Annotated in this window: 23 protein-coding genes and 4 tRNA genes; 10 read left to right on the top strand and 17 right to left on the bottom strand. The window is 59.7% G+C overall.

Annotated features, from left to right (window positions below; all coding sequences use genetic code 11):
* Nucleotides 1–243: 243 nt before the first annotated feature.
* Both KHO07_RS08290 and KHO07_RS08285 read left to right on the top strand, forming a co-directional pair.
* On the top strand, nucleotides 244–2,052 hold the full coding sequence (locus KHO07_RS08290) for a di-heme-cytochrome C peroxidase (RefSeq protein ID WP_212626897.1): 1,809 nt from the start codon (nucleotides 244–246) through the stop codon (nucleotides 2,050–2,052).
* Complete coding sequence (locus KHO07_RS08285) at nucleotides 2,049–3,218, top strand: catalase family protein (RefSeq protein WP_212626896.1); 1,170 nt, start codon at nucleotides 2,049–2,051, stop codon at nucleotides 3,216–3,218. Before KHO07_RS08290 ends, KHO07_RS08285 begins: the two co-directional genes overlap by 4 nt.
* A 128-nt stretch (nucleotides 3,219–3,346) precedes the next feature.
* Here the strand turns inward: KHO07_RS08285 and KHO07_RS08280 are convergent.
* The 4 genes from KHO07_RS08280 to KHO07_RS08265 all read right to left on the bottom strand — a co-directional run bounded on the left by KHO07_RS08280 (nucleotide 3,347) and on the right by KHO07_RS08265 (nucleotide 3,888).
* Nucleotides 3,347–3,423: transfer RNA gene (locus KHO07_RS08280), tRNA-Asp, on the bottom strand.
* Between the two features lie 19 nt (nucleotides 3,424–3,442).
* A tRNA-Val gene (locus tag KHO07_RS08275) sits at nucleotides 3,443–3,518 on the bottom strand.
* A 198-nt stretch (nucleotides 3,519–3,716) separates the two neighbouring features.
* A tRNA-Asp gene (locus KHO07_RS08270) sits at nucleotides 3,717–3,793 on the bottom strand.
* A gap of 19 nt (nucleotides 3,794–3,812) precedes the next feature.
* Nucleotides 3,813–3,888: transfer RNA gene (locus KHO07_RS08265), tRNA-Val, on the bottom strand.
* A 159-nt stretch (nucleotides 3,889–4,047) separates the two neighbouring features.
* Here KHO07_RS08265 and rdgC point away from each other — a divergent pair.
* From rdgC to sugE, 3 genes are all read left to right on the top strand, one after another.
* Nucleotides 4,048–4,968 carry a recombination-associated protein RdgC gene (rdgC, locus tag KHO07_RS08260; RefSeq protein ID WP_008060875.1) on the top strand — a complete coding sequence of 307 codons (921 nt, stop codon included), beginning with the start codon at nucleotides 4,048–4,050 and terminating at the stop codon, nucleotides 4,966–4,968.
* A gap of 162 nt (nucleotides 4,969–5,130) precedes the next feature.
* Nucleotides 5,131–6,096, top strand: coding sequence for a bile acid:sodium symporter family protein (locus tag KHO07_RS08255; RefSeq protein WP_150734803.1), 966 nt, complete (start codon nucleotides 5,131–5,133; stop codon nucleotides 6,094–6,096).
* A 119-nt stretch (nucleotides 6,097–6,215) separates the two neighbouring features.
* The gene (gene sugE / locus KHO07_RS08250) at nucleotides 6,216–6,530 is read left to right on the top strand and encodes a quaternary ammonium compound efflux SMR transporter SugE (RefSeq protein WP_027922462.1); all 315 of its coding nucleotides are present in this window, start codon (nucleotides 6,216–6,218) and stop codon (nucleotides 6,528–6,530) included.
* 52 nt (nucleotides 6,531–6,582) lie between these two features.
* Here sugE and KHO07_RS08245 read toward each other — a convergent pair whose 3' ends face one another.
* The 3 genes from KHO07_RS08245 to KHO07_RS08235 form a co-directional block, all read right to left on the bottom strand.
* Nucleotides 6,583–8,451, bottom strand: coding sequence for an MFS transporter (locus tag KHO07_RS08245; protein ID WP_212626895.1), 1,869 nt, complete (start codon nucleotides 8,449–8,451; stop codon nucleotides 6,583–6,585).
* Between the two features lie 96 nt (nucleotides 8,452–8,547).
* Nucleotides 8,548–9,699, bottom strand: a complete 1,152-nt coding sequence (locus tag KHO07_RS08240) for a TDT family transporter (protein ID WP_212626894.1) — start codon at nucleotides 9,697–9,699, stop codon at nucleotides 8,548–8,550.
* Nucleotides 9,700–9,832: 133 nt separating this feature from the next.
* Entirely contained in the window at nucleotides 9,833–11,020 is a 1,188-nt protein-coding gene (locus KHO07_RS08235; RefSeq protein ID WP_212626893.1) for an MFS transporter, read from the bottom strand.
* A 152-nt stretch (nucleotides 11,021–11,172) separates the two neighbouring features.
* Here KHO07_RS08235 and KHO07_RS08230 point away from each other — a divergent pair, with 152 nt between their 5' ends.
* Nucleotides 11,173–11,709: a TetR/AcrR family transcriptional regulator gene (locus tag KHO07_RS08230; protein ID WP_212626892.1), complete on the top strand. Its 537-nt coding sequence runs from the start codon at nucleotides 11,173–11,175 to the stop codon at nucleotides 11,707–11,709.
* A gap of 166 nt (nucleotides 11,710–11,875) precedes the next feature.
* The gene (locus KHO07_RS08225) at nucleotides 11,876–15,346 is read left to right on the top strand and encodes a hybrid sensor histidine kinase/response regulator (protein WP_212626891.1); all 3,471 of its coding nucleotides are present in this window, start codon (nucleotides 11,876–11,878) and stop codon (nucleotides 15,344–15,346) included.
* A 49-nt stretch (nucleotides 15,347–15,395) separates the two neighbouring features.
* Here the strand turns inward: KHO07_RS08225 and rmuC are convergent, their stop codons facing one another.
* Entirely contained in the window at nucleotides 15,396–16,739 is a 1,344-nt protein-coding gene (gene rmuC / locus KHO07_RS08220) for a DNA recombination protein RmuC (RefSeq protein WP_212627597.1), read from the bottom strand.
* A 196-nt stretch (nucleotides 16,740–16,935) separates the two neighbouring features.
* Nucleotides 16,936–17,259 (bottom strand): sel1 repeat family protein, encoded by a 324-nt coding sequence (locus KHO07_RS08215; RefSeq protein ID WP_150734810.1) that lies wholly within the window; start codon nucleotides 17,257–17,259, stop codon nucleotides 16,936–16,938.
* A gap of 996 nt (nucleotides 17,260–18,255) precedes the next feature.
* On the opposite strand from KHO07_RS08215, the gene KHO07_RS08210 reads away from it, so the two are divergent.
* The 3 genes from KHO07_RS08210 (at nucleotide 18,256) to KHO07_RS08200 (ending at nucleotide 20,646) form a co-directional block, all read left to right on the top strand.
* Nucleotides 18,256–18,480, top strand: coding sequence for a hypothetical protein (locus tag KHO07_RS08210; protein WP_003204606.1), 225 nt, complete (start codon nucleotides 18,256–18,258; stop codon nucleotides 18,478–18,480).
* 273 nt (nucleotides 18,481–18,753) lie between these two features.
* Nucleotides 18,754–19,236: a hypothetical protein gene (locus KHO07_RS08205; protein ID WP_150702795.1), complete on the top strand. Its 483-nt coding sequence runs from the start codon at nucleotides 18,754–18,756 to the stop codon at nucleotides 19,234–19,236.
* A 147-nt stretch (nucleotides 19,237–19,383) separates the two neighbouring features.
* Nucleotides 19,384–20,646, top strand: a complete 1,263-nt coding sequence (locus KHO07_RS08200; RefSeq protein ID WP_150734811.1) for an outer membrane protein transport protein — start codon at nucleotides 19,384–19,386, stop codon at nucleotides 20,644–20,646.
* A 90-nt stretch (nucleotides 20,647–20,736) separates the two neighbouring features.
* Here KHO07_RS08200 and KHO07_RS08195 read toward each other — a convergent pair whose 3' ends face one another.
* From KHO07_RS08195 to cobU, 8 genes are all read right to left on the bottom strand, one after another.
* Nucleotides 20,737–21,306, bottom strand: coding sequence for a glutathione peroxidase (locus tag KHO07_RS08195; protein WP_150734812.1), 570 nt, complete (start codon nucleotides 21,304–21,306; stop codon nucleotides 20,737–20,739).
* Between the two features lie 67 nt (nucleotides 21,307–21,373).
* Nucleotides 21,374–21,496: a hypothetical protein gene (locus tag KHO07_RS29370; protein ID WP_280519543.1), complete on the bottom strand. Its 123-nt coding sequence runs from the start codon at nucleotides 21,494–21,496 to the stop codon at nucleotides 21,374–21,376.
* A complete protein-coding gene (locus tag KHO07_RS08190; protein ID WP_212626890.1) occupies nucleotides 21,493–22,701 on the bottom strand; it encodes an MFS transporter in 1,209 nt (402 codons plus the stop codon). The genes KHO07_RS29370 and KHO07_RS08190 overlap by 4 nt, the downstream gene beginning before the upstream one ends.
* Nucleotides 22,702–22,753: 52 nt before the next feature.
* Nucleotides 22,754–23,158, bottom strand: a complete 405-nt coding sequence (locus KHO07_RS08185) for a MarR family transcriptional regulator (RefSeq protein ID WP_034146381.1) — start codon at nucleotides 23,156–23,158, stop codon at nucleotides 22,754–22,756.
* Nucleotides 23,159–23,297: 139 nt separating this feature from the next.
* Complete coding sequence (locus tag KHO07_RS08180; RefSeq protein ID WP_150734814.1) at nucleotides 23,298–24,029, bottom strand: adenosylcobinamide-GDP ribazoletransferase; 732 nt, start codon at nucleotides 24,027–24,029, stop codon at nucleotides 23,298–23,300.
* Nucleotides 24,030–24,031: 2 nt separating this feature from the next.
* A complete protein-coding gene (cobC, locus tag KHO07_RS08175; RefSeq protein WP_150734815.1) occupies nucleotides 24,032–24,607 on the bottom strand; it encodes an alpha-ribazole phosphatase family protein in 576 nt (191 codons plus the stop codon).
* On the bottom strand, nucleotides 24,604–25,659 hold the full coding sequence (cobT, locus tag KHO07_RS08170) for a nicotinate-nucleotide--dimethylbenzimidazole phosphoribosyltransferase (protein WP_212626889.1): 1,056 nt from the start codon (nucleotides 25,657–25,659) through the stop codon (nucleotides 24,604–24,606). The genes cobC and cobT overlap by 4 nt, the downstream gene beginning before the upstream one ends.
* The gene (gene cobU / locus KHO07_RS08165; RefSeq protein ID WP_212626888.1) at nucleotides 25,656–26,177 is read right to left on the bottom strand and encodes a bifunctional adenosylcobinamide kinase/adenosylcobinamide-phosphate guanylyltransferase; all 522 of its coding nucleotides are present in this window, start codon (nucleotides 26,175–26,177) and stop codon (nucleotides 25,656–25,658) included. The genes cobT and cobU overlap by 4 nt, the downstream gene beginning before the upstream one ends.
* Nucleotides 26,178–26,199 lie beyond the last annotated feature (22 nt).

Genomic DNA, 26,199 nt, shown 5'->3' with positions numbered 1-26,199 from the left:
AAGGGCAATCGAGTAAAGCCGCGAGCTTATCAGGCCGCCACGACCAATGGCTACCGGCATGAGAGCCAGAGATTTGCGATAAGTTCAGGTGTTTAAACGCTTTCGCAAATGAGGATGATGAAACTTCTGTCAGATTGATCTTGCAGAGGCAGTTTTGCCCTCACAACATCTGGCGTAATGGCCTCTTGCCGCTAATTGGCCACTGAGGCATAACGGAAGAAAAAATCGACAAGGATGTTCATCTTGCGCCTCTTCTTCCGCTTGCTGGTTGTGGTCATTCTTCTGTTGGCGGCTGGCCTGACCGTGGTCCTGTACTACGTCGCCAACCCGAAACTGCCCTTCTACACGCCGCCGCAGCAGGTGCATTACCTGAACCAGTGGACTGAAGAAGAGCGACAAACCTATTACTTCACCCCCCAAGGCACGCAAGTCAAAGGCCTGCGCTACGAGTGGTTTCAGGCCCTCGAACTGCCGTTCTCGCAACAGCGTTTCGCCTCCCCCGAGTACCTGGCTCGCTTCGGTTTCCTGATTGATCCTGGGCAAAAAGCCACGCCAAACAATCCCGGCAACTTGCCCGTAGGCTTCGCCCGACACCGAAATCCCGGAAGTCCGGAGCAATATCTGGACATAACTTGCGCCGCTTGCCATACCGGCGAATTGCGGCTCAACGGCCAGTCGGTGCGTATCGATGGCGGCGCAGCGCAACATGTATTGCCCTCTAGCGTTCCTACATTGCGTGGCGGCAGTTTCGGACAGGCATTGGTCGCCAGCCTGACGTCCACTTACTACAACCCATGGAAATTCGAGCGGTTTGCCCGCCTGGTGCTGGGGGAAAATTACGACGCAGGTCATGAACAACTGCGCAAAGACTTCAAAGGTTCGCTCAACACGTTCCTCAAAGTCGCCTGGAATGACACGCATCGCGGCCTCTACCCCACCGAGGAAGGTCCTGGCCGCGCCGATGCGTTTGGCCGAATTGCCAATGCAACCTTCGGCGACGCCATTTCCCCCGCCAACTATCGCGTCGCCAACGCTCCCGTGGATTATCCACAGCTGTGGGACATGTGGACGTTCGACTGGGTGCAATGGAACGGTTCGGCGCAACAGCCAATGGCGCGCAATATCGGCGAAGCGCTGGGCGTCGGTGCAACGTTGAATTTCTTCGACGCCAACGGCCAGCCACTGCAAGGCGATGAGCGCTACGCCTCCAGTGTCCGCGTGCGCGATCTGCATGCGATCGAAGAAACCCTGCAACGCCTGAAACCACCCGCCTGGCCAGAAGCGCTGCTTGGCGTTGTCGACAAACCGTTGGCAGCCAAGGGCCGCGCACTGTTTGCCGAAAACTGCGCCGGCTGCCACGTCCCGCGCAAGATTCAGGAAGGTGAGCGCTGGGTGCAACACCTGCCCATGCTGCCCGTGGACGTCATCGGCACGGATCCGGGCGCGGCCAACAACATCGCCAACCACCGATTCGACGTGACCGCCCTGCAATGGAATCTCGCAGAACTCGAGCAGATGGACGTTAAGTTGCACCCCACTCCCAAGGAACCGCTGGACCTGAGTCAGCTTTCGGTGGCCAAGGGCCTAGCCTACATCACCGCGTTCGTCGAGAGGCGCGCGTACCGCGAAGCTGGTGTGACGCCACAGGAGAAGCCTCGGCTCGATGGCTTCGGCCTGCCCATTGGTGTTCGCGAAAAAGTCGCCTACAAGGCTCGTCCACTGGATGGGGTGTGGGCGACGGCACCGTTTCTGCACAACGGCTCGGTGCCCAGCCTTTATCAGTTGCTGTCGCCTCAGGATGAACGCGCGACAACCTTCTATAAAGGCACCCCCGAATACGACCCCCGGCATTTGGGCTATCGCACCGAAGCCTTCACCAATGGGTTCCTGTTCGATACGCGCATCACCGGCAACCACAACAGCGGCCATGAATTCCGCGCAGGTGAGCGCGGCCGAGGTGTCATCGGCAGGCTTCTGCTGCCCGAGGAACGCTGGGCGCTGCTTGAGTACTTGAAAGTATTGGACGGCCCGCTGGAGGCACTACTGCCATGATCATGACCACCTTCAAAAAGGAATTGCCGCTGCTCGCTCGCCTGTGGTTACGGCTGGGCCGTCTGCTCGGCAAAAGCCTGCTCATTGTGCTGGGTGCCGGCCTGCTTGTCTGGGCCCTGGCTGCTGCATGGTTCGCCTGGCAGCACCGCGGCCCCGTCTCCGCACAGGAGCAGATTCCGGACGGCGAAGCGGCGATGACTCAGGACGTAATCCAGACCGCGGTGCGCATTGTCGATCAACACCGTGAAAGCACCCGATATTTGCGTGACGCCCACGCCAAGGCCCATGGATGTGTTAAGGCCCAAGTGCAGGTGTTGCCGCAACTGGCGCAGGACCTGCGTCAGGGTGTGTTCAGTGAACCGGGCAAGGTCTGGCAGGCCACCATGCGCCTGTCCAACGGCAATGCCTATCCACAGTTCGACAGCATTCGCGACGCCCGAGGCATGGCGATCAAATTGCTTGAAGTTCCGGGTGCGCAGTTGCTCGCTGATCGTCAGGGGCAGCATGAGCAGGATTTTGTGATGTTCAGCCATCCAAACTTTTTTGTCAGCGATGTCGCCGAGTATCGCCAGAACGTAGCGGCGCAAGCCGATGGGCAAAAAGTCGGGGCATTTTTTCCAGGCTGGGATCCGCGAACCTGGCAGGTTCGCCATCTATTTATTGCGCTGGCAACGTTGTCGCCGCCGCCTGAAAGCCCGACGCGAACCACCTATTTCTCTGTATCGCCATACAAATTCGGTGAGGCCAATGCGAAGTTTCGGGTGATGCCGGATCCGGATAATTGCCTGGCCTACGCCTTACCCAAGCAGAATCAGGATCTGCCGAATTTCCTGCGCAGCGCGTTGAGTCAGCAATTGTCCACGGACCGGGTGCCGGCGTGTTTTGTCCTGCAGATCCAGCGCCAGGATGCGAACAAATACATGCCGATCGAGGACACCAGTATCGAGTGGCGCGAGCAGGACTCCCCCTTCGAAACGGTGGCGCGGATCACTTTGCCGCCGCAGGATTTCGATACGCCGGCGCTGAATCTGCAATGCGATAACCTGTCGTTCAATCCATGGTTCGGTTTGGAGGCGCATCGCCCGATTGGTGGCATCAATCGCCTGCGCAAAGCGGTTTACGAGGCGATCAGCGATTACCGTCACGCCCGTAACAGCGGGACGTAGAAGGCTTGGGCAAAGGCTGTAAGGCGTGCCCGGACGGACAGCTTGCCAAACGCCAGACAGCAAAAAGCCCGCATAAAGCGGGCTTTTTGTGTGGTGACCTGGCGTTCAGTGTTCCAGGTTACCGAATATGGCGCAGCGGACGGGACTCGAACCCGCGACCCCCGGCGTGACAGGCCGGTATTCTAACCGACTGAACTACCGCTGCGCGAAACGCTTGAAACGAATGGTGGGTGATGACGGGATCGAACCGCCGACATTCTGCTTGTAAGGCAGACGCTCTCCCAGCTGAGCTAATCACCCTTCGCTTCGTTACGGGGCGCATTATGCCACAAGTTTTCGTAAAGTGTTGATTTAATTGAAGTTTTTTTCAAATAAATCCGAAAACCGGTGAAACGACACATCCCGCGGGTAAAACGTACAAACTTGAGACAGAAAAAAACCCGCTTTAGCGGGTTTTTCCGTGGTGACCTGGCGTTCAGTGCTCCAGGTTACCGAATATGGCGCAGCGGACGGGACTCGAACCCGCGACCCCCGGCGTGACAGGCCGGTATTCTAACCGACTGAACTACCGCTGCGCGTAACACTTGAAACGAATGGTGGGTGATGACGGGATCGAACCGCCGACATTCTGCTTGTAAGGCAGACGCTCTCCCAGCTGAGCTAATCACCCTTCGCTTCGGTGTGGCGCGCATTCTACGGAGCGACCCTACCTCTGGCAAGCACTTTTTTAATTAATTTTCTGATGCCTTCCAAAGGCTTAGAGAAGGGTTGGCCTATGGCACACGGAGGACAATAATGCCCGCCTTTGTATAAAGGAGAGACTCACCCCATGTGGTTCAAAAACCTGCTTATCTATCGCCTGACCCAAGATCTGCCTGTTGATGCCGAGGCGTTGGAAACTGCACTGGCCACCAAACTGGCGCGCCCATGTGCAAGCCAGGAGTTGACCACCTACGGTTTCGTCGCACCGTTCGGCAAGGGCGAAGATGCGCCGCTGGTACACGTCAGCGGCGATTTCCTGCTGATCAGCGCGCGCAAGGAAGAACGTATCCTGCCAGGCAGCGTCGTGCGTGACGCGGTGAAGGAAAAGGTCGAAGAAATCGAAGCCGAGCAAATGCGCAAGGTCTATAAGAAGGAACGCGACCAGATCAAGGATGAAATCATCCAGGCCTTCTTGCCTCGCGCCTTTATTCGCCGCTCGTCGACCTTCGCCGCCATCGCGCCGAAACAGGGCTTGATCCTCGTCAACTCGGCCAGCCCGAAACGTGCCGAAGACTTGCTGTCCACCCTGCGTGAAGTGATCGGCACCCTGCCGGTGCGTCCGCTGACGGTGAAGATGTCGCCGACCGCCACCATGACCGAATGGGTTACTACCCAGAAAGCTGCAGACGACTTCTTTGTGCTGGACGAGTGCGAACTGCGCGACACCCACGAAGACGGCGGCATTGTGCGTTGCAAGCGCCAGGACCTGACCAGCGAAGAAATCCAGCTGCACCTGAGCACCGGCAAAGTGGTGACTCAACTGTCGCTGGCCTGGCAGGACAAGCTGTCCTTCGTGCTCGACGACAAGATGGTGGTCAAGCGCCTGAAGTTTGAAGACCTGCTGCAAGACCAGGCAGAACAGGACGGCGGCGACGAAGCCCTTGGCCAACTGGACGCCAGCTTCACCCTGATGATGCTGACCTTCGGCGACTTCCTGCCGGCGCTGGTTGAAGCGTTGGGTGGGGAAGAGACTCCGCAGGGCATCTAAACCCAACCTGTTCAAATTGACTGAACAGGGTCATCTGTGGGAGCTGGTTTGCCAGCGATAGCGGTGTTACAGAGGGCTCAAATGGAGTCTGACACACCGTTATCGCTGGCAAGCCAGCTCCCACAATCTTTTGTGGTGTTACTTATTAATAGGGATCAGGCCATGCGCGCACTGGCTGCATTGAGTCGTTTTGTCGGCAACACCTTCGCTTACTGGGTACTGATTTTCGCCGTCGTGGCGTTCCTGCAACCGGCATGGTTCATCGGCCTTAAAAGTGCCATCGTGCCCTTGCTGGGGCTGGTGATGTTCGGCATGGGCCTGACCCTCAAACTCGAAGACTTCGCTGAAGTCGCACGCCATCCATGGCGCGTGGCCCTCGGTGTAGTCGCGCATTTCGTGATCATGCCCGGCGTGGCGTGGTTGCTCTGCCAGGCGTTCCATTTGCCGCCGGAAATCGCCGTTGGGGTCATTCTGGTCGGCTGCTGCCCAAGCGGCACTTCGTCGAACGTGATGACTTGGCTGGCACGCGGCGATCTAGCGTTGTCGGTGGCCATCGCCGCCGTCACCACCCTCCTCGCCCCGCTGCTGACACCTGCGCTGATCTGGCTGCTGGCGTCGGCCTGGCTGCCGGTATCGTTCATGGAGTTGTTCTGGTCGATCCTGCAAGTCGTGCTGCTGCCGATCGTGTTGGGCGTGGTTGCCCAGCGCCTGCTCGGCGACAAGGTTCGCCACGCAGTGGATGTGTTACCGCTGGTCTCGGTGGTGAGCATCGTGATTATCGTCACGGCGGTCGTCGCCGCCAGCCAGGCAAAAATCGCCGAATCCGGCTTGCTGATCATGGCGGTGGTCATGTTGCACAACAGCTTCGGTTACCTGCTGGGCTACTTCACCGGCCGCGTGTTCAAGTTGCCATTGGCCCAGCGCAAGTCGCTGGCGCTGGAAGTCGGCATGCAGAACTCCGGGTTGGGCGCCGCACTGGCCAGTGCGCACTTCTCGCCGCTGGCGGCGGTGCCGAGTGCATTGTTCAGTGTCTGGCACAACATTTCCGGGGCGCTGCTCTCGACGTATTTCCGCCGCATGAGCGAGAAAGAAGACCGGAAAGTCGCGGGGCAGCAAGCCACCGAATGATGCGGTAACTTGATCCCCGGATTAATGCTGGGCACTATATTGCGCAACGCGAGGACGACCTCGCGGCTCGATCGAGTCATTAATCTGGGGACGACCCCGTCAATCGATGAGGGTCATTCATGTCCTGGATCATTCTGTTTTTCGCCGGCCTGTTCGAAGTCGGTTGGGCCGTCGGCCTGAAGTACACGGACGGTTTCAGCCGTCCGCTCCCCACTGCACTCACCGTTGCGGCGATGGCGATCAGCCTTGGTTTGCTGGGACTTGCCATGAAGGAATTGCCGCTGGGCACGGCCTATGCGATCTGGACAGGTGTTGGCGCTGTAGGCACGGTGATTGCCGGGATTATTTTGTTTGGTGAGTCGATGGCGCTGTTTCGGCTGGCCAGTGTGGCGTTGATTATTGCCGGACTGGTGGGGCTTAAGGTCAGCGCTTAAGCGGCTGACCCAATCGCGGGCTTGCCCGCGATTGGGTCGGCACAGACTCCCACTACCTGACGGCGCCCCGCAATTCTCCCACCACCCGCTGCAATTCCGCAGGCTCAGCCGCCTCAACAGCCGGCCCCGCCACCAACGTCACCCGTGACCACAAACGGCGAAACAACCCCTTGCCCGGATCACGACTGAAGAAACTCCCCCACAACCCCTGCAAGGCCAGCGGAATCACCGGCACGGGCGTCTCCTCGAGAATCCGCGTCAGCCCACCCTTGAACTCGTTGATCTCGCCATCCGCCGTCAGTTTGCCCTCGGGGAAGATGCACACCAACTCGCCCTCCTTCAGATACCGGGCGATGCGCGTGAATGCCTGTTCGTAGATCTGGATATCTTCCTGGCGCCCCGCAATCGGAATCGTTCCCGCCGTGCGGAAGATGAAGTTCAACACCGGCAAGTTGTAGATTTTGTAGTACATGACAAAGCGAATCGGCCGACGCACCGCACCGCCTATCAGCAAGGCATCGACGAACGACACGTGGTTGCACACCAGCAGCGCGGCGCCTTCATCGGGAATCAGTTGCAGGTTGCGATGCTCCACACGGTACATGGAATGGCTGAGCAGCCAGATCATGAAACGCATGGTGAACTCGGGAACGATCTTGAAGATGTAGGCGTTGACGCCGATGTTGAGCAGCGACACTACGAGGAACAATTGCGGAATCGACAGTTTGGCCAGGCTCAGCAAGATGATCGAAACGATCGCCGACACCACCATGAACAACGCGTTGAGAATGTTGTTGGCGGCAATCACTCGCGCCCGCTCGTTTTCGGCGGTGCGTGACTGGATCAGCGCATACAGCGGCACGATGTAGAAACCGCCAAAAACACCGAGGCCGAGGATGTCGAGCAGCACCAGCCAGGTGTGACCAAAGCCGAGAATCTCGATCCAGCCATGGCCCGCAGCGCTGTCCGGAATCCCGCCGGAATGCCACCACAGCAGCAGGCCGAACACGGTCAGGCCGAACGAACCGAACGGCACCAGGCCAATTTCGACTTTGCGCCCGGAGAGCTTTTCGCACAGCATCGACCCGACGGCGATGCCGACCGAGAACACCGTCAGAATCAGCGTTACAACGGTCTCGTCACCGTGCATCCACTCCTTGGCATAGGCAGGGATTTGCGTCAGGTAAATCGCCCCGAAAAACCAGAACCACGAGTTGCCGACAATTGACCGCGACACCGCCGGGGTTTGCCCCAGGCCCAATTTCAATGTAGCCCAGGACTGGCTGAAGATGTTCCAGTTCAGACGCATTTCCGGGGCCGACGCGGCGGCCCGGGGTATGCTGCGACTGGCCAGGTAACCGAGCACGGCAATGCCGATAATCGCCGTGGACACGACCGGAGCGTAATGACTGGACGACATCATGATCCCGGCGCCGATGGTCCCGGCGAGGATCGCCAGGAACGTGCCCATTTCCACCAGACCGTTGCCACCGACCAGTTCATCTTCGTGCAGGGCTTGCGGCAGGATCGAATACTTCACCGGCCCGAACAGCGCCGAGTGCGTACCCATGGCGAACAGCGCCACCAGCATCAGCGACAGGTGATCGAACATGAAGCCGACCGCGCCGACGGCCATGATCGCGATTTCGCCAAGCTTGATCAGACGGATCAGCGCGTCCTTGGCGAATTTTTCGCCGAACTGCCCCGCCAGCGCCGAGAACAGGAAAAACGGCAGGATAAACAACAGCGCACACAGGTTGACCCAGATCGAGCGATCACCGTCGATGGTGAGTTTGTACAAGATGGCGAGGATCAACGACTGCTTGAAGATGTTGTCGTTGAACGCCCCGAGGGACTGGGTGACGAAGAACGGCAGGAAACGCCGTGTGCGCAGCAAGGTGAACTGTGAGGGGTGACTCATCTTCCATGTTTCCCTGATGTTGGGTAAAAGTGGCCGGGTTCTCTGATTGGAATGTCGAACATCGATCCAGGCCACACATTACCTAAACTTTGCCGGTTATTGCTTTAATCCTGCAATGCAGGGCGAGACAAACAACTCCCCTCTCCAGGCGCCCCGGACAGTGCGTTTGCCCACGATCAGCCACATCACCGCCAACAGCGCCACCAGCGCACAACCGAACACACTGAAAAATGTCAGGTGCAGGGTGCTGGCCAGTTTCAACGTTGCCAGAGAATAGACACCCAACGGAAAGGTGAAGCCCCACCAGCCAAGATTGAAAGGAATGCCAGCGCGCAGATAACGCAGCGTGATCAGGACCGCCATCAACATCCACCACAAGCCAAAGCCCCACAAGGTGATGCCTGCGACCAGACCGAGCCCGGCGGCAATCTCGCCGATCCCTGCCATACCGTTGGCAGCGAAGATCGCGGGAGCATCCGCCCCCAACAGCAACATCCCCAACGCGCCGGTGCCGATCGGCCCCAATGCCAGCCAGCTGGAAGCGGCCATGTTCTCGTGGGGCAATTTGTGCAGGGCCATGCGCAGCAGCAGAATCGTCAGAATGCTGAACGCCACCGGCAGGGAAAATGCCCAGAGCACGTAGCTGGTCACCAGAACCACCAGTTGCGAATGGGCATCCGCCAGGTGCGGCGCCAGCAAGCCACCACTGGCAGCCGCTACCTCCGCCGCCACTACTGGCAGCAACCAGACGGCGGTCATTTGGTCGATGCTGTGCTCCTGGCGGGTGAACATCATGTAGGGAATCAGCACCCCACACGCCAGCGACATCGCCACATCCAGCCACCACAACACCTCCGCCAGCGCGATGACACCGTCGCCCCACCGCGGAAGACCGAACAGCAGGAAGCCGTTGATGATGGTCGCCAGCCCCATGGGAATCGTGCCGAAGAACATCGAGACAGTGGAGTGCCCAAAAATCCGTCGCGCCTCGCCGAAGAACAACACCCAACGCGCGGCATACAGGCCGGTGAACAACAGAAACAGCAGAATATTGAATAGCCAAAGGACTTCTGCGATGGCGTGCAAAGCAGGATTGGCGCCGGGCAATTGTGCCAGTGCCAATGCCAGTACCCCGGTGCCCATGGTGGCGGCAAACCAGTTGGGGGTGAACTGGCGAATGACTTCCATGGGGTGCTGCAGGTGGCGAAACGGCTTGATACCGGGTTTGGCGATGTTGGTGCAGGTCATGATGAACTCCTGTCCTCTGGTGAGGTGGAGCTCATCATAGAGCCAGATCGAATATCGATATAACGGGTAATATCTCTAACTGTTATCTATTTAACTGATTAACCAAAAGCGAGACGCCCTGCGTTTTTCAGGGTCAACCGCCGGCGCTGCACACCTGGGGACGCTGCCGCAGCGATGCCACCAGCGCCCCGACAGACAGAACAATCATCAGCACGCCATAACCATCGGTGGTGCTCACCAAACCGAAGATGTGGGTGAGATTTCCGGCCAGCAACGATGGCAGGCAGAACGCCAGATAGCTGAGCACGTAGTAGGCCGACATCAACCCGGCCCGCTCGTGGGCCAAGGCCAGCGGCACCAGACTGCGCACGGCCCCCAGGAACCCGGAACCAAAGCCACACCCGGCGATGAGTGTGCCCACAAAAAACAACGTCAGGCTGGCGCTGTGTACACCGAGCAGAATCAGGACAATACCTGCCGGCAGCAAGCTGGCGCCCAATTGCAGCGACCTGCCCGCCGGGCGATTGCGCAGGGCGTAGATCATCACGGCGCCCGTCAATGTCAGTGCGGCAACCGTCGCGCCACCGATCAGGTTGGATGTCGAGCCGGTGGCCGTGCGTACCAACGACGGTGCCAGCGAAGCGTAAAAGCCGCCGAGCGCCCAAGTCGCGGTGTTGAGCGGCAACACCCGCCACAAGGTGGAACGCGCCTGAACCGGCACATGCAGCGTGGGCCGCAATGAGGCCCATGCGCCGGGCTGACGCGAGACGCTTTCTGGCAAACGCCAGACGTAAACCGCCTGCAGCGCAAACAAGGCCAGCAGCAACCAATAGGTCAAGTGCAACGGCGCCGGCGCAAACTGGGCCAACAAACCGCAACCCAATCCACCCAGCGCCATGCCGATCAGCGGGGCCACGCTGTTGATCAGGGGGCCCTGCTGACGGTCGGTGTCCAGCAGCGTTGCACTCAACACAGCAGTCGCCATGCCGGTTGCGAAGCCTTGCAGTACCCGGGCACTGATCAGCCAAGTGACGCTGTCGGCGTAGATGAACAACAGCATCGCCACGGCATTGAGTATTACTGCCACGAAGATCACCGGTTTACGGCCCAGGTGGTCGGAAAGCGAACCGACCGTCAGCAACGCGGCCAGCAGACTGAAGGCATACACGCCGAAAATCAGGGTCAGTACCGCCGCCGAGAACTGCATTTGCTCCTGATACAAGTAATACAGCGGTGTCGGCGCTGTGGAGGCCGCCAGAAAACTGAGCAAGGTGATTGCCAGGAACCACAGGCTGGACCGGTTTGATTGAGTACTGGACATGCGCACACTCCGCAAAAGCTAATTTTTTGCTTTTGCGGAGTGTGCTACTGGATTGCTCTTAAAGCAAATTCTTTGTGTTAAGGTCCGATGCAGGGCTTTTCAGCACCGGTGCTGCCTCTCTACAGACTGCGCCGCGAGACAGGAAACACATCATGAGTACGCCTGCTTTACGCCCCGGAGGCCGCAGCGCCCGGGTGCAAGAATCGATTCACACCGCCGTGCGCGAACTCCTTGAAGAACAGGACCGCGCCAGCATTACCGTCCCGCAAATCGCGGCGCGCGCTGGGGTCACGCCTTCGACCATTTATCGCCGCTGGGGGGATTTGTCGGCGCTGCTCGCGGATGTCGCCCTCGCCCGCATGCAGCCGGAAACCGAGTCGGTCAACACCGGCAGCCTGCCGGGAGACGTGCGCGCCTGGGCGGAGCAGTATCTGGACGAGATGAGCTCCGCCCCCGGCCGCGACATGCTGCGCGACGTGCAGTCGAGCCTCAAACCGAGCTATTGCGCGACGATCATTGGCGGGCAATTGCAGGTCATTCTGGATCGCTATCCCCATGAGCCACAGCCCGGCGTCGACCGGCTGATCAACATGGTCGCGGCGCCCATTGTGTTTCGCATCCTGTTTTCCGAGGCGCCCCTTGAGGTCGAGGAGTTGCATCGATTGATCGAGATTGCGTTGAGTCAGTGAGGCCTGCTCGCGAAGAGGCCTGCAAATACACAAGGGATCTGACAGCCCTCTCCCCTGCGACACCCGGCCACCCCACGACCTTGGTCGACACTGACTAACCCCGGCCATCGTGCGAGACTGTCTGTCCGGGCGGGAGGCCCGGGAGTCTTTGTTTCCGGGAGTTCCCATGTCGCTGTCCAGCGGGCTGATTGCCGCCGTCGCCCTGGCCTATATGGCCATTATGTTCGCCATCGCCTTTTACGGTGACCGTCGTAGCGCGCCATTACCGCCGCGGGTGCGTGCCTGGGTGTACAGCCTGTCGCTGGCGGTCTACTGCACCAGCTGGACATTCTTCGGTGCCGTGGGCCAGGCGGCCGAACAGCTGTGGTCATTCCTGCCGATCTACCTTGGGCCGATCCTGCTGCTGATCGGGGCGCCGTGGGTCCTGCAGAAAATGGTGATGATCAGCAAGCAGGAGAACATCACTTCAATCGCCGACTTCATTGCCGCTCGCTACGGCAAATCGCAGTCGCTGGCAGTGGTGGTGGCGCTGATTTGCCTGGTCGGCGTGCTGCCCTACATCGCCTTGCAACTGAAAGGCATCGTGCTTGGCGTGAACCTGCTGATCGGTGCCGGCGCGGATGCCATGGGTGTTCGCGCGCAGGACACGGCGCTGATCGTGTCGCTGGTATTGGCGCTGTTCACCATTGTCTTCGGTACGCGCAACCTCGATGCCACGGAACACCACCGTGGCATGGTGCTGGCGATTGCCTTTGAATCGCTGGTGAAGCTGTTTGCCTTTCTGGCGGTCGGCGCGTTCGTGACCTTCGGTTTGTACGACGGCTTCGATGACCTGTTCAATCAGGCCATGCTCGCCCCGCGCCTTGAGCAATACTGGAAAGAAACCATCAACTGGCCGTCGATGGTGGTGCAGACCGGCGTGGCGATGATGGCGATCATCTGCCTGCCGCGACAATTCCATGTGACCGTGGTCGAGAACATCGACCCGCAGGATCTGCGCCTGGCCAAGTGGGTGTTTCCGGCCTATCTCGCTTTGGCCGCATTGTTTGTCGTACCGATCGCCCTGGCAGGTCAGATGCTGCTACCGAGTTCGGTGCTGCCGGACTCCTTCGTCATCAGCCTGCCGCTGGCCCAGGCCCACCCTGCCCTCGCCTTGCTGGCTTTCATCGGCGGCGCGTCGGCGGCCACCGGCATGGTGATCGTGGCCAGCGTCGCGCTGTCGACCATGGTGTCCAACGACATGCTGTTGCCATGGTTGCTGCGGCGCAACAACGCCGAGCGCCCGTTCGAAGTGTTCCGCCAGTGGATGCTTTCGGTGCGCCGCGTGAGCATCGTGGTCATCCTGTTGCTGGCCTATGTCAGCTATCGCCTGCTGGGCTCGACCGCCAGCCTGGCAACCATTGGCCAGATCGCGTTCGCCGCCGTCACACAACTGGCACCGGCGATGCTCGGCGCGTTGTACTGGAAACAAGCCAACCGCCGTGGCGTCTTCGCCGGCCTCGCCGCTGGCACATTCCTGTGGTTTTACACGCTGGTTCTGCCGATCGCCGCCCACAGCCTCGGCATGTCCCTGAACAGTTTCCCGGGCCTGGCCTGGCTGCACGGCAATCCGCTGAACCTGCCGATCACTCCGCTGACCCAAGGCGTGGTGCTGTCCCTCGCGGGTAACTTCACCCTGTTTGCCTGGGTCTCGGTGCTGTCGCGCACCCGGGTCTCGGAGCACTGGCAGGCTGGCCGCTTCATCGGCCAGGAAATCAGCGCCCGCCCCAGCGCGCGCTCGATGCTCGCGGTGCAGATCGACGACTTGCTGCAATTGGCCGCTCGCTTCGTCGGAGAGGAACGCGCCCGCCAGAGCTTCATCCGTTTTGCCTATCGTCAGGGCAAAGGCTTCAACCCGAACCAGAACGCCGACGGTGAATGGATCGCCCACACTGAACGCTTGCTCGCCGGTGTGCTGGGCGCCTCGTCGACACGGGCGGTGGTCAAAGCGGCCATCGAAGGTCGGGAGATGCAACTGGAGGACGTCGTGCGAATCGCCGACGAAGCTTCAGAAGTCCTGCAATTCAACCGGGCGCTGCTGCAAGGGGCAATCGAGAACATCACCCAAGGCATCAGCGTGGTCGATCAATCGCTGAAACTGGTGGCCTGGAACCGGCGCTATCTGGAGCTGTTCAACTACCCCGACGGATTGATCAGCGTTGGCAGACCGATCGCCGACATCATCCGCTACAACGCCGAGCGCGGGTTGTGCGGCCCCGGCGAAGCCGAAGTGCACGTCGCCCGGCGCTTGCACTGGATGCGTCAGGGCCGGGCGCATACGTCCGAGCGGCTGTTCCCTAACGGGCGGGTGATCGAACTGATCGGCAACCCGATGCCCGGCGGCGGTTTTGTCATGAGCTTCACCGACATTACCCCGTTCCGCGAGGCCGAGCAGGCATTGACCGAAGCCAACGAGAGCCTCGAACAGCGAGTGACGGAACGCACCCATGAACTGTCGCAACTCAACGTCGCCCTGACGGAAGCCAAGGGCACCGCCGAAGCAGCCAACCAGTCGAAAACCAGATTCCTCGCAGCGGTCAGCCATGACCTGATGCAACCGCTGAACGCCGCGCGACTGTTCTCCGCGGCCTTGACTCATCAGGACGATGGCTTGTCCGGCGAGGCGCAAAAACTGATCCAGCACCTTGATAGCTCGCTGCGTTCTGCCGAAGACCTGATCAGTGATCTGCTGGACATTTCCCGCCTGGAAAACGGCAAGATCAATCCCGATCCCAAGCCATTCGCCCTCAGTGAGTTGTTCGACACCCTCGGCGCCGAATTCAAGGCACTGGCCCGCGAGCAAGGGCTGCAATTCCGTGTCCGGGGCAGCAAGCTGCGCATCGACAGTGACATCAAACTGCTGCGCCGCATCCTGCAGAACTTCCTCACCAACGCCTTCCGCTACGGCAAAGGACCGGTGTTGCTCGGCGTTCGTCGACGCAAAGGCGAGCTATGCCTGGAAGTCTGGGACCGCGGACCGGGGATTCCGGCGGACAAGCAGCAGGTAATTTTCGAAGAGTTCAAACGTCTCGACAGCCATCAGACCCGTGCGGAAAAAGGCCTTGGGCTGGGATTGGCGATTGCCGATGGTCTATGCCGGGTGCTGGGACATACCTTGATGGTACGTTCGTGGCCCGGGCGTGGCAGCGTGTTCAGCGTCAGAGTACCGCTGGCCCGGGCGCAAACGGCGCAGCCTGCCAAGGTTGCCGAACTTAATGGCAAGTTGCTCAGCGGCGCCCAGGTGCTGTGCGTCGACAACGAAGACAGCATTCTCATCGGCATGAACAGTTTGCTGACGCGTTGGGGCTGCCAGGTGTGGACCGCACGCAATCGCGAAGAGTGCATGACCCTGCTCAGCGAGGGGGTGCGACCACAATTGGCGTTGGTGGATTACCACCTGGACGACGGCGAAACCGGAACCGAATTGATGGCCTGGTTGCGCACTCGCCTGGGTGAGCCCGTGCCGGGGGTGGTGATCAGTGCCGATGGGCGACCGGAAACGATGGCCCAGGTGCATGCAGCGGGATTGGATTACCTGGCCAAACCGGTTAAGCCGGCGGCGTTGCGGGCGTTGTTGAGTCGGCATTTGCCGTTGTAGTCATTCACTCAAGATAGGACTGTTTTTGTGGCGAGGTAGCGTTGGAAGACTACTCCGGCAACTCGACCAAGCCATCGACATCTGTCATCGCTCGCTCAAGCAAATCCGCCGGCAGACTCTTGCTCGCCCGCGCGCCCAGCAGCTTCAACTGCTCACTACGGCTGACCAGGTTACCGCGCCCCTCGGTCAGCTTGTTCCGCGCCGAGCTGTAGGCTTTATCCAGTTGCTGCAGTCGATTGCCGACCTCGTCCAGATCCTGGATAAACAACACAAACTTGTCGTACAGCCACCCTGCCCGCTCGGCGATTTCCCGGGCGTTCTGGCTTTGCCGTTCCTGCTTCCACAGGCTGTCGATGACCCGCAGCGTCGCAAGCAACGTGGTCGGGCTGACGATCACGATGTTGCGATCGAACGCCTCCTGAAACAGCGTCGGCTCAGCCTGCAACGCGGCGGAAAATGCCGCTTCGATCGGAACGAACAGCAACACGAAATCCAGGCTGTGCAAACCGTCGAGCCGTTTGTAGTCCTTGCCGGACAGGCCTTTGACGTGATTACGCAGTGACAGCACATGTTGCTTGATGGCGATCTGCCTGATGCCTTCGTCTTCGGCCGCCACGTATTGTTGGTAAGCCGTGAGACTGACTTTGGAGTCGACCACCACCTGCTTGTCGCCGGGTAAATAAATGATCACGTCGGGTTGGAATCGCTCGCCGTCCGGCCCCTTGAGATTGACCTGGGTCTGATACTCGCGGCCCTTCTCCAGCCCGGCATGCTCAAGCACCCGCTCCAGAATCAACTCACCCCAGTTGCCTTGGGTTTTCTGCCCTTTCAAGGCACGGGTCAGGTTGGTGGCTTCGTCGCTCAGGCGCAGATTCAGCTGTTGCAGGCGCTCCAGTTCCTTGGCCAGGGAGAAACGCTCACGGGCTTCGGCCTGATAACTTTCCTCGACGCGTTTTTCGAACGATTGAATGCGTTCCTTCAGCGGATCGAGCAATTGCCCCAGACGCTGCTGGCTGGTCTCGGCAAAACGCTGCTCACGTTCATCGAAAATTTTTCCCGCCAGCTCGGCGAACTGTGCACGCAGCTCGTCTCGCGAGCCTTGCAGGTCGTTGAGGCGTTGCTGATGGCTATCCTGTTGTTCGCGCAGTTCAGCCTTGAGCGAGGCCGTCTGGGCGTCCAGGCGCCGCAACTCGGCCTCTTTGCCGGCGCGCTCGATGTTCCAGGCATGGGACGCATCCCGAGCGTCGTCGCGTTCGATCTGCAACAACTCGACTTCGCGGCGCGCAGCGGCCAATTCTGCCTGCCTGGCGGCGTTGGCCTGTCCCAGATCAGCCACTTCATCGCGGCAGGTTTCAAGCTGGGCATTCAAGCCGTCCTGCGCCAGTTGGGCCATGGCCAGACGCTCTTCCAGTAACGCGACGTCTGCCTGCGAGTTGCTGGCCCGGCGCTGGAGTTGCCAGGCCAAAACCAACAGCGGCAATGCCGCGCCTGCCAGACCGAGCAACGCGCTGGTCAAGTCCATAGCCATAGCCATTCCTGCCTTCGAATTAAAGTTTGAAGGTTAACCAAGGCGTCAGGTCTTGGACAGCTCAGTCTTCGATCCGGCCCAGTTCCTGTTGCGCGCGCAGATCTCCTGCCCGTGCGGCCTGACGCAACAAATCATGGCCGATCCGGCGATCGCGCGCATTCCCGCATTCACGGCACATCAACTGGCCCAGGCGACTTTGCGCGGCCACGATGCCTTCACGGGCCGGTTGCTTGAGCAAACGTCCGGCGATGTGTTTCACGTTCGGGTTTTCGCCCAGTCGCGGGCTGTCCAGCAACCACTCTGCCACCCGCATCGAAAAACGCTTTGGCGGGGCAACAGGGGATGTTTTGGAGGAAGAGGAATCGGATGGTGTACGAAACTTCATAAAGCACTGTGGGCAGATCGCAAGGCGCGCCACTCTACTCTTTTTTTCTTACAGGTAAAGCCGAAAAAATCCCGGCACGCCCGTCCTAGAGCAAGCGCTCGGGACAATCCACAGAAGCTGTGGATAACTCAGTGGACAACCGCCCCTGAAGCGCCGCAAAGCCCTGTGGAATGGGGCCTGCAGTCAAACTGACGATTTTTTCACCAGTAAAAAAAAGCGATGTTTTTCATTGACTTAAATTTTGGTTGCAGGCACCCACTGCGCTTTAAGGCCACATGACAGCGGCGTGACAGCCTGCGCAACTAATGTGCACAAGTAACTCATCGATGGTTATATCGATGCGCTTTTTCGGCGCATTTGTCCTCCGACCTGGGGATAAACCGCGCCAAACCCGCAGTCCAGGCCGGTTGTTACCCGCTGGATGGTCATAACCACCGGTCGGAATCCGGATCGCTTTGGAGCATTTCCGTGCTCATGACGCACTGAGAATGGCCTTTTGCAGGCGCACAAGACGCCTTGGAGCAATCTTTTTCGATAGCACACTTCCCTTTGGCAATTCAATCCGTTAGTATCCGCGGCGTTAGTACCAAGCTGAAAGTCAATTCTGGTCGAACAAATCCCCCCGGATAGCCTTCCCATACGGAAGCCTCTGCCGATAAAAGCGGGATCGACCACCTCGATGGTTTCCAGGTAAATCTTGCCTCAACACAGCCTTTGAATCGAAAGCAAAGGGTGTTGAAAGCCTCACTTACTCTGACCGAACCAGCCTGCAAATTGATCAGGATCTTCACCCCGGGCCCAGAACCTTTGCCCTTGATGTGCTGCCTGCCCTCCTAAGTACCTACCTGCCAGCCCAAGCGCGCCAATTTATCAGCGCTTCAAACTGGCTGCTTTGTTCCAGTCAGGTTCTTCGCTCGACCAACGGTGGTCGTCGTCACTGGAACGTTTTAATTTTGCACGGCTCTTATCCGTGTCGCTTGTAGGAACACCATGACTATGTCTACTCAAATCCATGCACAGGATGCCATCCGCACCCTAACCAACGCTTTTGCACCAATGAACTGCCTGATCATGGCTGCTCGCAAAGGCTGCTTCAGCTTCACCCTGGTCAACGAACACGGCATCGCCCGACACAGCGAACGCCTGTACCCCGATCAGTACTCCAGCGCTGAACCGCTGCAGGCCGTGATCGAACGTACCCGTCAGGCACTGGTTGCCTGAGACGCCAGAAAGGCTGAAACACCAAAAGCCCCGCTCAAAAGCGGGGCTTTTTGTTGCCTGAGATTTCAAATTGCCTTCACAGCGGTTAAGTACCAACCGATATAACGGTTATAACTGGAAGCCGAAAATATTTTAAAAACAGGCCTTTACGCAGTGAATATGACACTACACTTCAACTCAAGCGGCGTGATCCGCTTTCGGCGAGCCTGAGTCGATCCACCGCTGCCAAGGCCCATCAGGCATCGCCGCCCATTTCATGGATCCGAGGGTTTTATGGGTATCGCTGCCAGCGAACTGTGCCGTTATGTGATCCGTCCGACGCTGATCTACCTTGGACGCCATAGCGCAACTGCCGAATCCCTGCTGCTGGGCATCGCCGCCAGCCAGTCAGCCCTCGGTTCCGCCCTGCACGACCGCCGTGGCCACGGCCTTTACCGTATCGCCGAACCCCGCCACCAGGCACTCTGGGACCACTACCTGGCGCTTGATCCCGAACGCGCCAGCCTGGTCCGCGGCCTGGCCAGCCAACACGCCTTTCTCAGTGGTCCGCACGTTGAATTGACTGTCAATCTGCGTTACGCCACAGCCATCGCCTGGCTGCTGGTCGAAGAACAGAACACCCCGCTCCCCGAAGCAGACGACTTGCTGGGCATGGCCAGAATCTGGCGCCAGACCTTCCAGCCCCAAGGCCGCCTGAGAGACTTCACCTTCGCTTGGCAGACCTGTGTATCACCGTTGAATCAGGTTGCCTGCTGATCGATTCTGGATCCAAAGATCGCACAACACGCTGCGAATCTGGTCGGATTGTCCTACAAAACCGCTCTAAATCAAGCCATACAGCCTATAGCGCTGGGACGAAAATGTTGGTAATTTTCGCCCCGGTGATCACCAGGAGTTCTAATAATGAAAAAAGTAATGCTCAAAACCACCATTAGCCTCGCCGTTGCCATGGCATCCACCCAGATCTTCGCAAGTGGCTTTGCCCTGAACGAACAAAGCATCAGCGGGATGGGTACTGGTTTTGCCGGGCGATCTTCTTCTGCCGATGACGCATCCACCGTTGTTGGCAACCCTGCCGGCATGTCTCGCATTAAACGCGAACAAGTCACCGGCGGTGTTGCATTTATTGACGCTCACACCGACATCAGCGATGCCAGCGCCCGCAATGGCGGCACCAACAAGGGTGATATGGTCCCCTTCATGGGCGTGCCGATGGGCTATTACGTCAAGCCAATCGATGACCAGTGGGCGTTCGGTTTCGGCGTTTACGCACCGTTCGGCCTGGTAACCGATTATGAAAACGGCTTTGCCGGCCGTTACTTCGGCAGCAAGAGCGAAGTCCAGGTCATTACCCTCCAGCCAACCGTCAGCTACGCCTTCAACGACAAGGTGTCGATCGGTTTCGGCCCGACCATCAACCGTATCGACGGCAAGCTGGAATCGAACCTGTCGCTGAGCCCGAACCCGGCTGCACCGGACGGCGAAGTCAAGATCAAGGGTGACGACACCGCGCTGGGCTACAACATCGGTATTCTGGTTCAGGCCACCGACTCCACTCGCGTGGGCCTGACCTACCACTCGAAAGTGAAGTACAAGCTCGACGGTGATACCAAGCTCAGCTACAGCCCGCTGGGCCCACTGGGTCAACAGAAGTTTGATGCTTCGCTGGACATCACCACCCCAGAGTCCGTGGACTTTTCGGTCACTCATCAACTGGACGACCAGTGGACCCTCTACGCAGGCAGCACCTGGACTCGCTGGAGCCGCCTGAAAGAAATCTCCGTCGAGAATAGTGGTGTGCCCGCTCCTTTGAACCCAGCGTTCGGCACCATCGCTGAAGAACAAGACTGGCACGACACCTGGGCTCACGCCATCGGTGCTTCGTACCAGCTGAACAAGCAGTGGGTACTGCGTACCGGTCTTTCCGTTGACCAGGCACCGACTAACAACGAAAACCGCTCCCCACGCATCCCGACTGGCGATCGCACGATTTTCAGCCTGGGCGCCGGTTGGAGCCCGACCGACGACCTGACCATCGACGTGGCGTACTCCTACCTGCGTGAAGAGTCGGTCAAAGTCAACAACAACAATGGCCGCCAGAACTACAGCGCCAAGTATGAAAACTGGGCGAACGGTTTCGGTATCGGTGCGACCTACCGCTTCTGATGATTCGCGGCGAACCTGAACCACTCGCCATCTGAATCAAAAAAAGCCCCGCTCTCTTGCACAGAGGCGGGGCTTTTCAGTGGGTGTCGATCAGGGGGCGGAGGCCAGGGGTGGCGAAGCGAGGGCTTTTTCCACCGCCTCGATGAAGTCGGGATCATCAGGCTTGGTCAGGCTGGAGAAGCTGGCGATTACCTTGCCCTGACGATCGACCACGTATTTGTAGAAATTCCACTTCGGCGGATTTTTGGACTGTTTGGCGAGCACCTTGAACAGGTTAGTTGCATCGTCGCCGCGGACTTTCTGTGGCTCGGTCATGGTGAAGGTCACGCCGTAGTTTACGTAGCAGACCTTGGCGGTTTCGGCACCATCCTTGGACTCCTGCTTGAAGTCATTGGACGGCACACCGATCACCTCCAGCCCTTTGCCCTTGTAATGCTGATTGAGCGCCTCAAGGCCTTTGAACTGGGGTGCGAAGCCACAGAAACTCGCGGTATTGACCACCACCAGCGGTTTGCCGGCGAAGCGCTGGCACAGGTCGATTGATTCATTGGCGCGCAACTTGGGCAAGGAGCCCTGCAGCAGCGCCGGGCACTCTGCCGCTTGAGCCAATCCGGTGAACGCTACCAGTAACGCAGGAACTGCCAGCCAGCGCATCAGCATATCGGTGCTTCCTTGAGTGATCGTGTGACAACGAAGTTACTCGCCCTCCCACCCGGCAGCAAGCGCCCTAACAAGCGCCCATGCCCAACTGCATCAACGCCAGGCCGCCCTGATGCCAACCCCACCAGGCCACTGCGAGCAACACAGCGCAGATGGTAAAAACAGCGACACGCGGCCAGAGACTGTTCATGTCGGGCTCAGTTGTGTTTGCAGGCGCGCAACCGGCCGTTCACGCACCGGCCAGTTCAGAGCAGCAGCCAACAGGCTCAAAAGAATCGCTACCTGCCAAATCAAGTCATAGCTCCCGGTCCGGTCGTAAACCACCCCGCCCAACCAGCCGCCAAGGAACGAACCCAGCTGGTGAAAGAGGAAAACAATCCCACCGAGCATGGACAAGTTTCGTACGCCGAACAAGGTCGCGACCGTGCCGTTGGTCAATGGCACCGTCGACAACCAGAGGAAGCCCATCGCCATGCCGAACAGGTACGCCGTAGTCGTCGTCACCGGCGCCCACAGGAACAGCGCGATCACCACCGCCCGCAACAAATACAACCCGGTGAGCAACCGCGGCTTGGACATGCGCCCGCCGAGCCAGCCGGCGGTGTAGGTGCCGAAAATGTTGAACAAGCCGATCAGCGCCAGCACCGTTGTGCCGACGGTGGCCGGCAGATGCTGATCGACCAGGTACGCCGGCAAATGCACGCCGATGAACACCACTTGAAAACCGCAGACGAAGAAACCGAACGCCAGCAGCCAGAACCCCGAATGGGAGCAGGCCTCGCGCAGTGCCTCCGAGAGGGTTTGATCATGGCCGAGCACCGGCAACGGCTTGTCCTTGAGCATGCTTACCAGCGGCACGATCAGCGCCACCAACAGGCCCAAGGCCAGCAATGCCGCCGACCAGCCGAGCCAGCCAATCAACCCAAGCGTGCCGGGCAGCATGGCGAACTGGCCGAACGAGCCCGCGGCACTGGCGATACCCATGCCCATACTGCGTTTCTCCGGCGGCACGGCCCGCCCGACCACGCCGAGGATCACCGAAAACGACGTGCCCGACAGACCGATACCAATCAACAGGCCCGCGCTCAAGGACAACGTCACCGCCGAATCCGACAGCCCCATGAACACCAGGCCCACGGCATACAGGACGCCCCCGATCAGCACCACTTTCGCCGCGCCAAAGCGGTCGGCGACGGCGCCGGTGAAAGGCTGCGCCAGTCCCCAGATCAGGTTCTGCAGGGCGATGGCAAAGGCAAACACTTCACGACCCCAGCCAAATTCGGCGCTCATCGGCGCCAGGAACAGCCCGAAGCCATGTCGCACACCCAGAGACAACGCAAGGATCAGCGCACTCCCCACCAAAACCCAACCGCATGTACGCCACATCGATGTCATTCTTGTTCTCCGGTCGCGGGTATATACCCGCTTAAGATCGAACAAACCGGCATCAAGCCAGTTCGTCCAGCAACTTCAATAACGTTTCGCGCTTTTCGGCGCCCAGCCGATCGACCAATCGCTGCTGGGCTGCTTCCCACGCGGGCAAAGCCGCTTTCAGACGCTCGGCGCCCGCCTCGGTCAGCCTGACGATGCGATTGCGCATGTCCTCGCCCTCGACCAGCATCACCAGTCCTTCGCCCTCCAGCACGCGCAGATTGCGACCCAGGGTGCTGCGGTCCAGCCCCATCGCTTCAGCGAGGGTGGAGATGCTCGGTTGATCCAGCCGCTGCAGATTGCACAGCAAAGAATACTGCGCGACGTTGATCCCGAAGCCATCGAGAGCGCCGTCGTAATGCCTGCTGACGCCACGGGCGGCGCGACGCAGGTTGATACATAAACATTGGGAATCAAGCATGATGCGTGTATATACCCGCGAGTGTGTTAAATCAAGTTACAGGATCGCAGAAAATTCAAAAGATCGCAGCTTTCGGCAGCGCCAACAAAAGATCTTGCCCTTACAGGAGCAGTCGCAGGCTGCGATCGTTTAAAAATGTTCAGACCAACGCCAACCCCACCAGAACGGCCATCTCCAGCAATTCGAGCAACGCCCCCGCCGTATCGCCCGTCGTCCCGCCAATGCGTCGCAGCATCACTTGCCGCAGCCACACAAACCCGAGCCCGGCCAGGACCAGCGCCAAAACACCGCCGAGGCCTGCGATCAACACACAAGCCAGGGCGCTGGCCGCCAACACTTGCTTGCCCGCCGAACGCGGCAGATGATCAGCCAGCGCCTGCCCCAAACCACCGGCGCGCACATAGGGCGTGGTCAGGAATAACCCCAGCAACGCCCCCCGCCCAATCAACGGCACGATGATCAACGCGACTGCGTACTCTTGCTCGATCAACGCCAGCAATGCAGTGAACTTGAGCAACAGCACCAGTACCAGCGCAACGACCGCAATCGGCCCGCTGCGCGGATCTTTCATGATCGTCAGCGTGCGCTCGCGATCACCAAAGCCTCCGAGCCAGGCATCGGCACTGTCGGCCAAACCATCAAGATGCAGCGCACCACTGAGCAACACCCAAACCGTCAGCAACAGCGCGGCATGCAGTAGCGCAGGCGCGCCCAGCAACAGCCAGTTCAACGCCCACAGAATGACGCCGAACAACAATCCCACCAACGGATAGAACAGCAGGGAGCGCCCCAACTCTTGAGGCGCCGGCATGCCCGGCAAACGAATCGGCAGGCTGCTCAGAAATTGCAGGGCGATCCAGAACGGCAACATGGTCAGATCACTTCCCTTAACACACCGTCGGCGTCAACCGACAGCGAGAACAGCGCACCATGGCCGACTTCGACGTTTAACAATTGCTCGCGGGGCATCCCTCGCGCCTGCGCCAGCAACAAACGCATGACGCCGCCATGGCTGATCAACAACACGCGCTCACCAGCGTAGGTCGACTGCAAACGCGCCACGGCCGTCCGCACCCGCAGCGAAAAATCCGCCACCGGCTCGCCTCCCGGCGGGGTAAACGAATACGGATCAGCCCAAAACAAACCCAGGGCTTCGGCGTCGGTTTTCATCAACTCGGCAGCGCTCTGCCCTTCCCAGGCACCGAAATGTAGTTCCTGCAGATCTTTTTCCAGCGCGACCGGAACGCCCAATTGCCCACCGAGTTCATGCGCAAACCGCGCACATCGCTGCAACGGCGAACTCACCAACCGATCCCAAGGCCCCTGCGCCAGCACCGCCTCGCGCATCTGCTGCCAACCTTTTTCGGTCAGCGCGTCGTCGAGGCTGCCACGCAAACCGCCACCGAGTTCGGTTTCGCCGTGGCGCAACAGGTCCAGGTGCAAGGTCATGCCGGGCGATCCGCCACCGCAGCCTCGGCGAAGGTCGCCATCTGACCGTGGAGATCACAAGCCAGACGCAACAACGGCACCGCCAACGCGGCACCGCTGCCCTCGCCCAGACGCAGCCCGAGGTCGAGCAGCGGTTCGGCGCTCAGGGTTTCCAGCACATGCTGATGACCCGGCTCGGCACCGCGATGCCCAAACAACAGCCACTGACGGCAATCGGGATTCAAACGCACCGCGACCAATGCCGCAACGCTGCAAATAAACCCGTCTACCAGCACCGCGACACCTTCCTGCGCACAGGCCAGATAAGCACCGACCAGCGCCGCCATTTCAAAACCGCCGAGGTTGAACAGGGTCTGCAAGGCATCGCCACGCTGAGCCGCGTGTGACGCCAACGCCCGCTCGATCACCTGCGCCTTATGGCTGACGCCCGCTGCGTTCAACCCGGTGCCCGGCCCGGTCAGGTGCATCACCGGGCAAGCGAGCAAGGCACAGGCCAAAGCGCTGGCAGCGGTGGTGTTGCCGATGCCCATCTCCCCACCGATAAACAATTGCGCGCCCGTCGCGATGGCTCGCAACACGCTGTCGCGACCGGCCTGCATAGCGAGTTCGCCTTGGGCCTGAGTCATCGCCGGGCCTTGGACGAAGTTCGCCGTACCCGGGCCGATGTTCAGATGACGCACGCCCGGCAGGTTCAATGACGGTGTTACGGTACCGAGATCGACCACTTCCAGGGAGGCGCCCAACTGCCGCGCCAACACGCTGATCGCCGCTCCACCATTGACGAAGTTATGCAACATTTGCCCGGTGACTTCCTGGGGGAACGCCGACACCCCTTCGGCGACCACGCCATGGTCCCCGGCAAAAATCGCGATCCAGACCCGATCCAGGTTTGGCTTGACCTGCCCTTGCAGGCCGGCCAGTTGCACCGCTACCGACTCGAGTTGACCGAGGGAACCGGCCGGTTTGGTCAGTTGCTGTTGCCGGGCTTGTGCCTGTTCGAGCACTTGAGTGTCGAGCGGTTTGCACGGGGCCAGCCACCAGGATGGGGTCATAACGCAGTTCCTTTCAGAGTCAGGGGCAGACCGGCAACGGTCAGGACGACTCGCTGACACCGTTCGGCCAGAGCTTGATGCAGCCAACCGGCTTCATCGACATAACGGCGAGTCAATTCGCCCAGCGGCACGACACCCATTCCGGTCTCGTTGCTGACAAAAATGATTTCACCCGGCAGCGATGCCAGACAATCGAGCAAGGCATCCCGTTCGACGCCCAGGCGCTCGGCATCGTCGAGCATCAGCAGGTTGGTCAGCCACAGCGTCAGGCAATCCACCAGCAGGCAATGATCGGCGCGGGTGTGTTCACGCAGGACGCGGGCGAGTTCGAGCGGTTCTTCGATCAGCGCCCATTCGGCTGGCCGACGGGCGCGGTGATGGGCGACCCGTTCGTTCATTTCGCCGTCCAGGGGTTGGCTGGTGGCGATGTACGTCACCGACAATTGACTGTCGGTCGCCAGTTTTTCGGCCAGACGACTTTTGCCGGAGCGGGCGCCGCCGAGGATTAGTTGCAGCATGGTTCAATCCTTAGAATCTTTG

This window comes from Pseudomonas sp. PP3, assembly GCF_905336995.1.
GTDB classification, from domain to species: Bacteria; Pseudomonadota; Gammaproteobacteria; order Pseudomonadales; family Pseudomonadaceae; genus Aquipseudomonas; species Aquipseudomonas reinekei.
This window is presented reverse-complemented; position numbering and strand designations above follow the sequence as displayed.

What these genes read in the sequence shown, in the direction of transcription:
- KHO07_RS08285 (WP_212626896.1), top strand. Translation starts at nt 2,049, where the DNA reads ATGATCATGACCACCTTCAAAAAGGAATTGCCGCTGCTCGCTCGCCTG.
- rdgC (WP_008060875.1), top strand. Translation starts at nt 4,048, where the DNA reads ATGTGGTTCAAAAACCTGCTTATCTATCGCCTGACCCAAGATCTGCCT.
- KHO07_RS08255 (WP_150734803.1), top strand. Translation starts at nt 5,131, where the DNA reads ATGCGCGCACTGGCTGCATTGAGTCGTTTTGTCGGCAACACCTTCGCT.
- sugE (WP_027922462.1), top strand. Translation starts at nt 6,216, where the DNA reads ATGTCCTGGATCATTCTGTTTTTCGCCGGCCTGTTCGAAGTCGGTTGG.
- KHO07_RS08245 (WP_212626895.1), bottom strand. Translation starts at nt 8,451, where the DNA reads ATGAGTCACCCCTCACAGTTCACCTTGCTGCGCACACGGCGTTTCCTG.
- KHO07_RS08240 (WP_212626894.1), bottom strand. Translation starts at nt 9,699, where the DNA reads ATGACCTGCACCAACATCGCCAAACCCGGTATCAAGCCGTTTCGCCAC.
- KHO07_RS08235 (WP_212626893.1), bottom strand. Translation starts at nt 11,020, where the DNA reads ATGTCCAGTACTCAATCAAACCGGTCCAGCCTGTGGTTCCTGGCAATC.
- KHO07_RS08230 (WP_212626892.1), top strand. Translation starts at nt 11,173, where the DNA reads ATGAGTACGCCTGCTTTACGCCCCGGAGGCCGCAGCGCCCGGGTGCAA.
- KHO07_RS08225 (WP_212626891.1), top strand. Translation starts at nt 11,876, where the DNA reads ATGTCGCTGTCCAGCGGGCTGATTGCCGCCGTCGCCCTGGCCTATATG.
- rmuC (WP_212627597.1), bottom strand. Translation starts at nt 16,739, where the DNA reads ATGGCCCAACTGGCGCAGGACGGCTTGAATGCCCAGCTTGAAACCTGC.
- KHO07_RS08215 (WP_150734810.1), bottom strand. Translation starts at nt 17,259, where the DNA reads ATGAAGTTTCGTACACCATCCGATTCCTCTTCCTCCAAAACATCCCCT.
- KHO07_RS08210 (WP_003204606.1), top strand. Translation starts at nt 18,256, where the DNA reads ATGTCTACTCAAATCCATGCACAGGATGCCATCCGCACCCTAACCAAC.
- KHO07_RS08205 (WP_150702795.1), top strand. Translation starts at nt 18,754, where the DNA reads ATGGGTATCGCTGCCAGCGAACTGTGCCGTTATGTGATCCGTCCGACG.
- KHO07_RS08200 (WP_150734811.1), top strand. Translation starts at nt 19,384, where the DNA reads ATGAAAAAAGTAATGCTCAAAACCACCATTAGCCTCGCCGTTGCCATG.
- KHO07_RS08195 (WP_150734812.1), bottom strand. Translation starts at nt 21,306, where the DNA reads ATGCTGATGCGCTGGCTGGCAGTTCCTGCGTTACTGGTAGCGTTCACC.
- KHO07_RS29370 (WP_280519543.1), bottom strand. Translation starts at nt 21,496, where the DNA reads ATGAACAGTCTCTGGCCGCGTGTCGCTGTTTTTACCATCTGCGCTGTG.
- KHO07_RS08190 (WP_212626890.1), bottom strand. Translation starts at nt 22,701, where the DNA reads ATGACATCGATGTGGCGTACATGCGGTTGGGTTTTGGTGGGGAGTGCG.
- KHO07_RS08185 (WP_034146381.1), bottom strand. Translation starts at nt 23,158, where the DNA reads ATGCTTGATTCCCAATGTTTATGTATCAACCTGCGTCGCGCCGCCCGT.
- KHO07_RS08180 (WP_150734814.1), bottom strand. Translation starts at nt 24,029, where the DNA reads ATGTTGCCGTTCTGGATCGCCCTGCAATTTCTGAGCAGCCTGCCGATT.
- cobC (WP_150734815.1), bottom strand. Translation starts at nt 24,607, where the DNA reads ATGACCTTGCACCTGGACCTGTTGCGCCACGGCGAAACCGAACTCGGT.
- cobT (WP_212626889.1), bottom strand. Translation starts at nt 25,659, where the DNA reads ATGACCCCATCCTGGTGGCTGGCCCCGTGCAAACCGCTCGACACTCAA.
- cobU (WP_212626888.1), bottom strand. Translation starts at nt 26,177, where the DNA reads ATGCTGCAACTAATCCTCGGCGGCGCCCGCTCCGGCAAAAGTCGTCTG.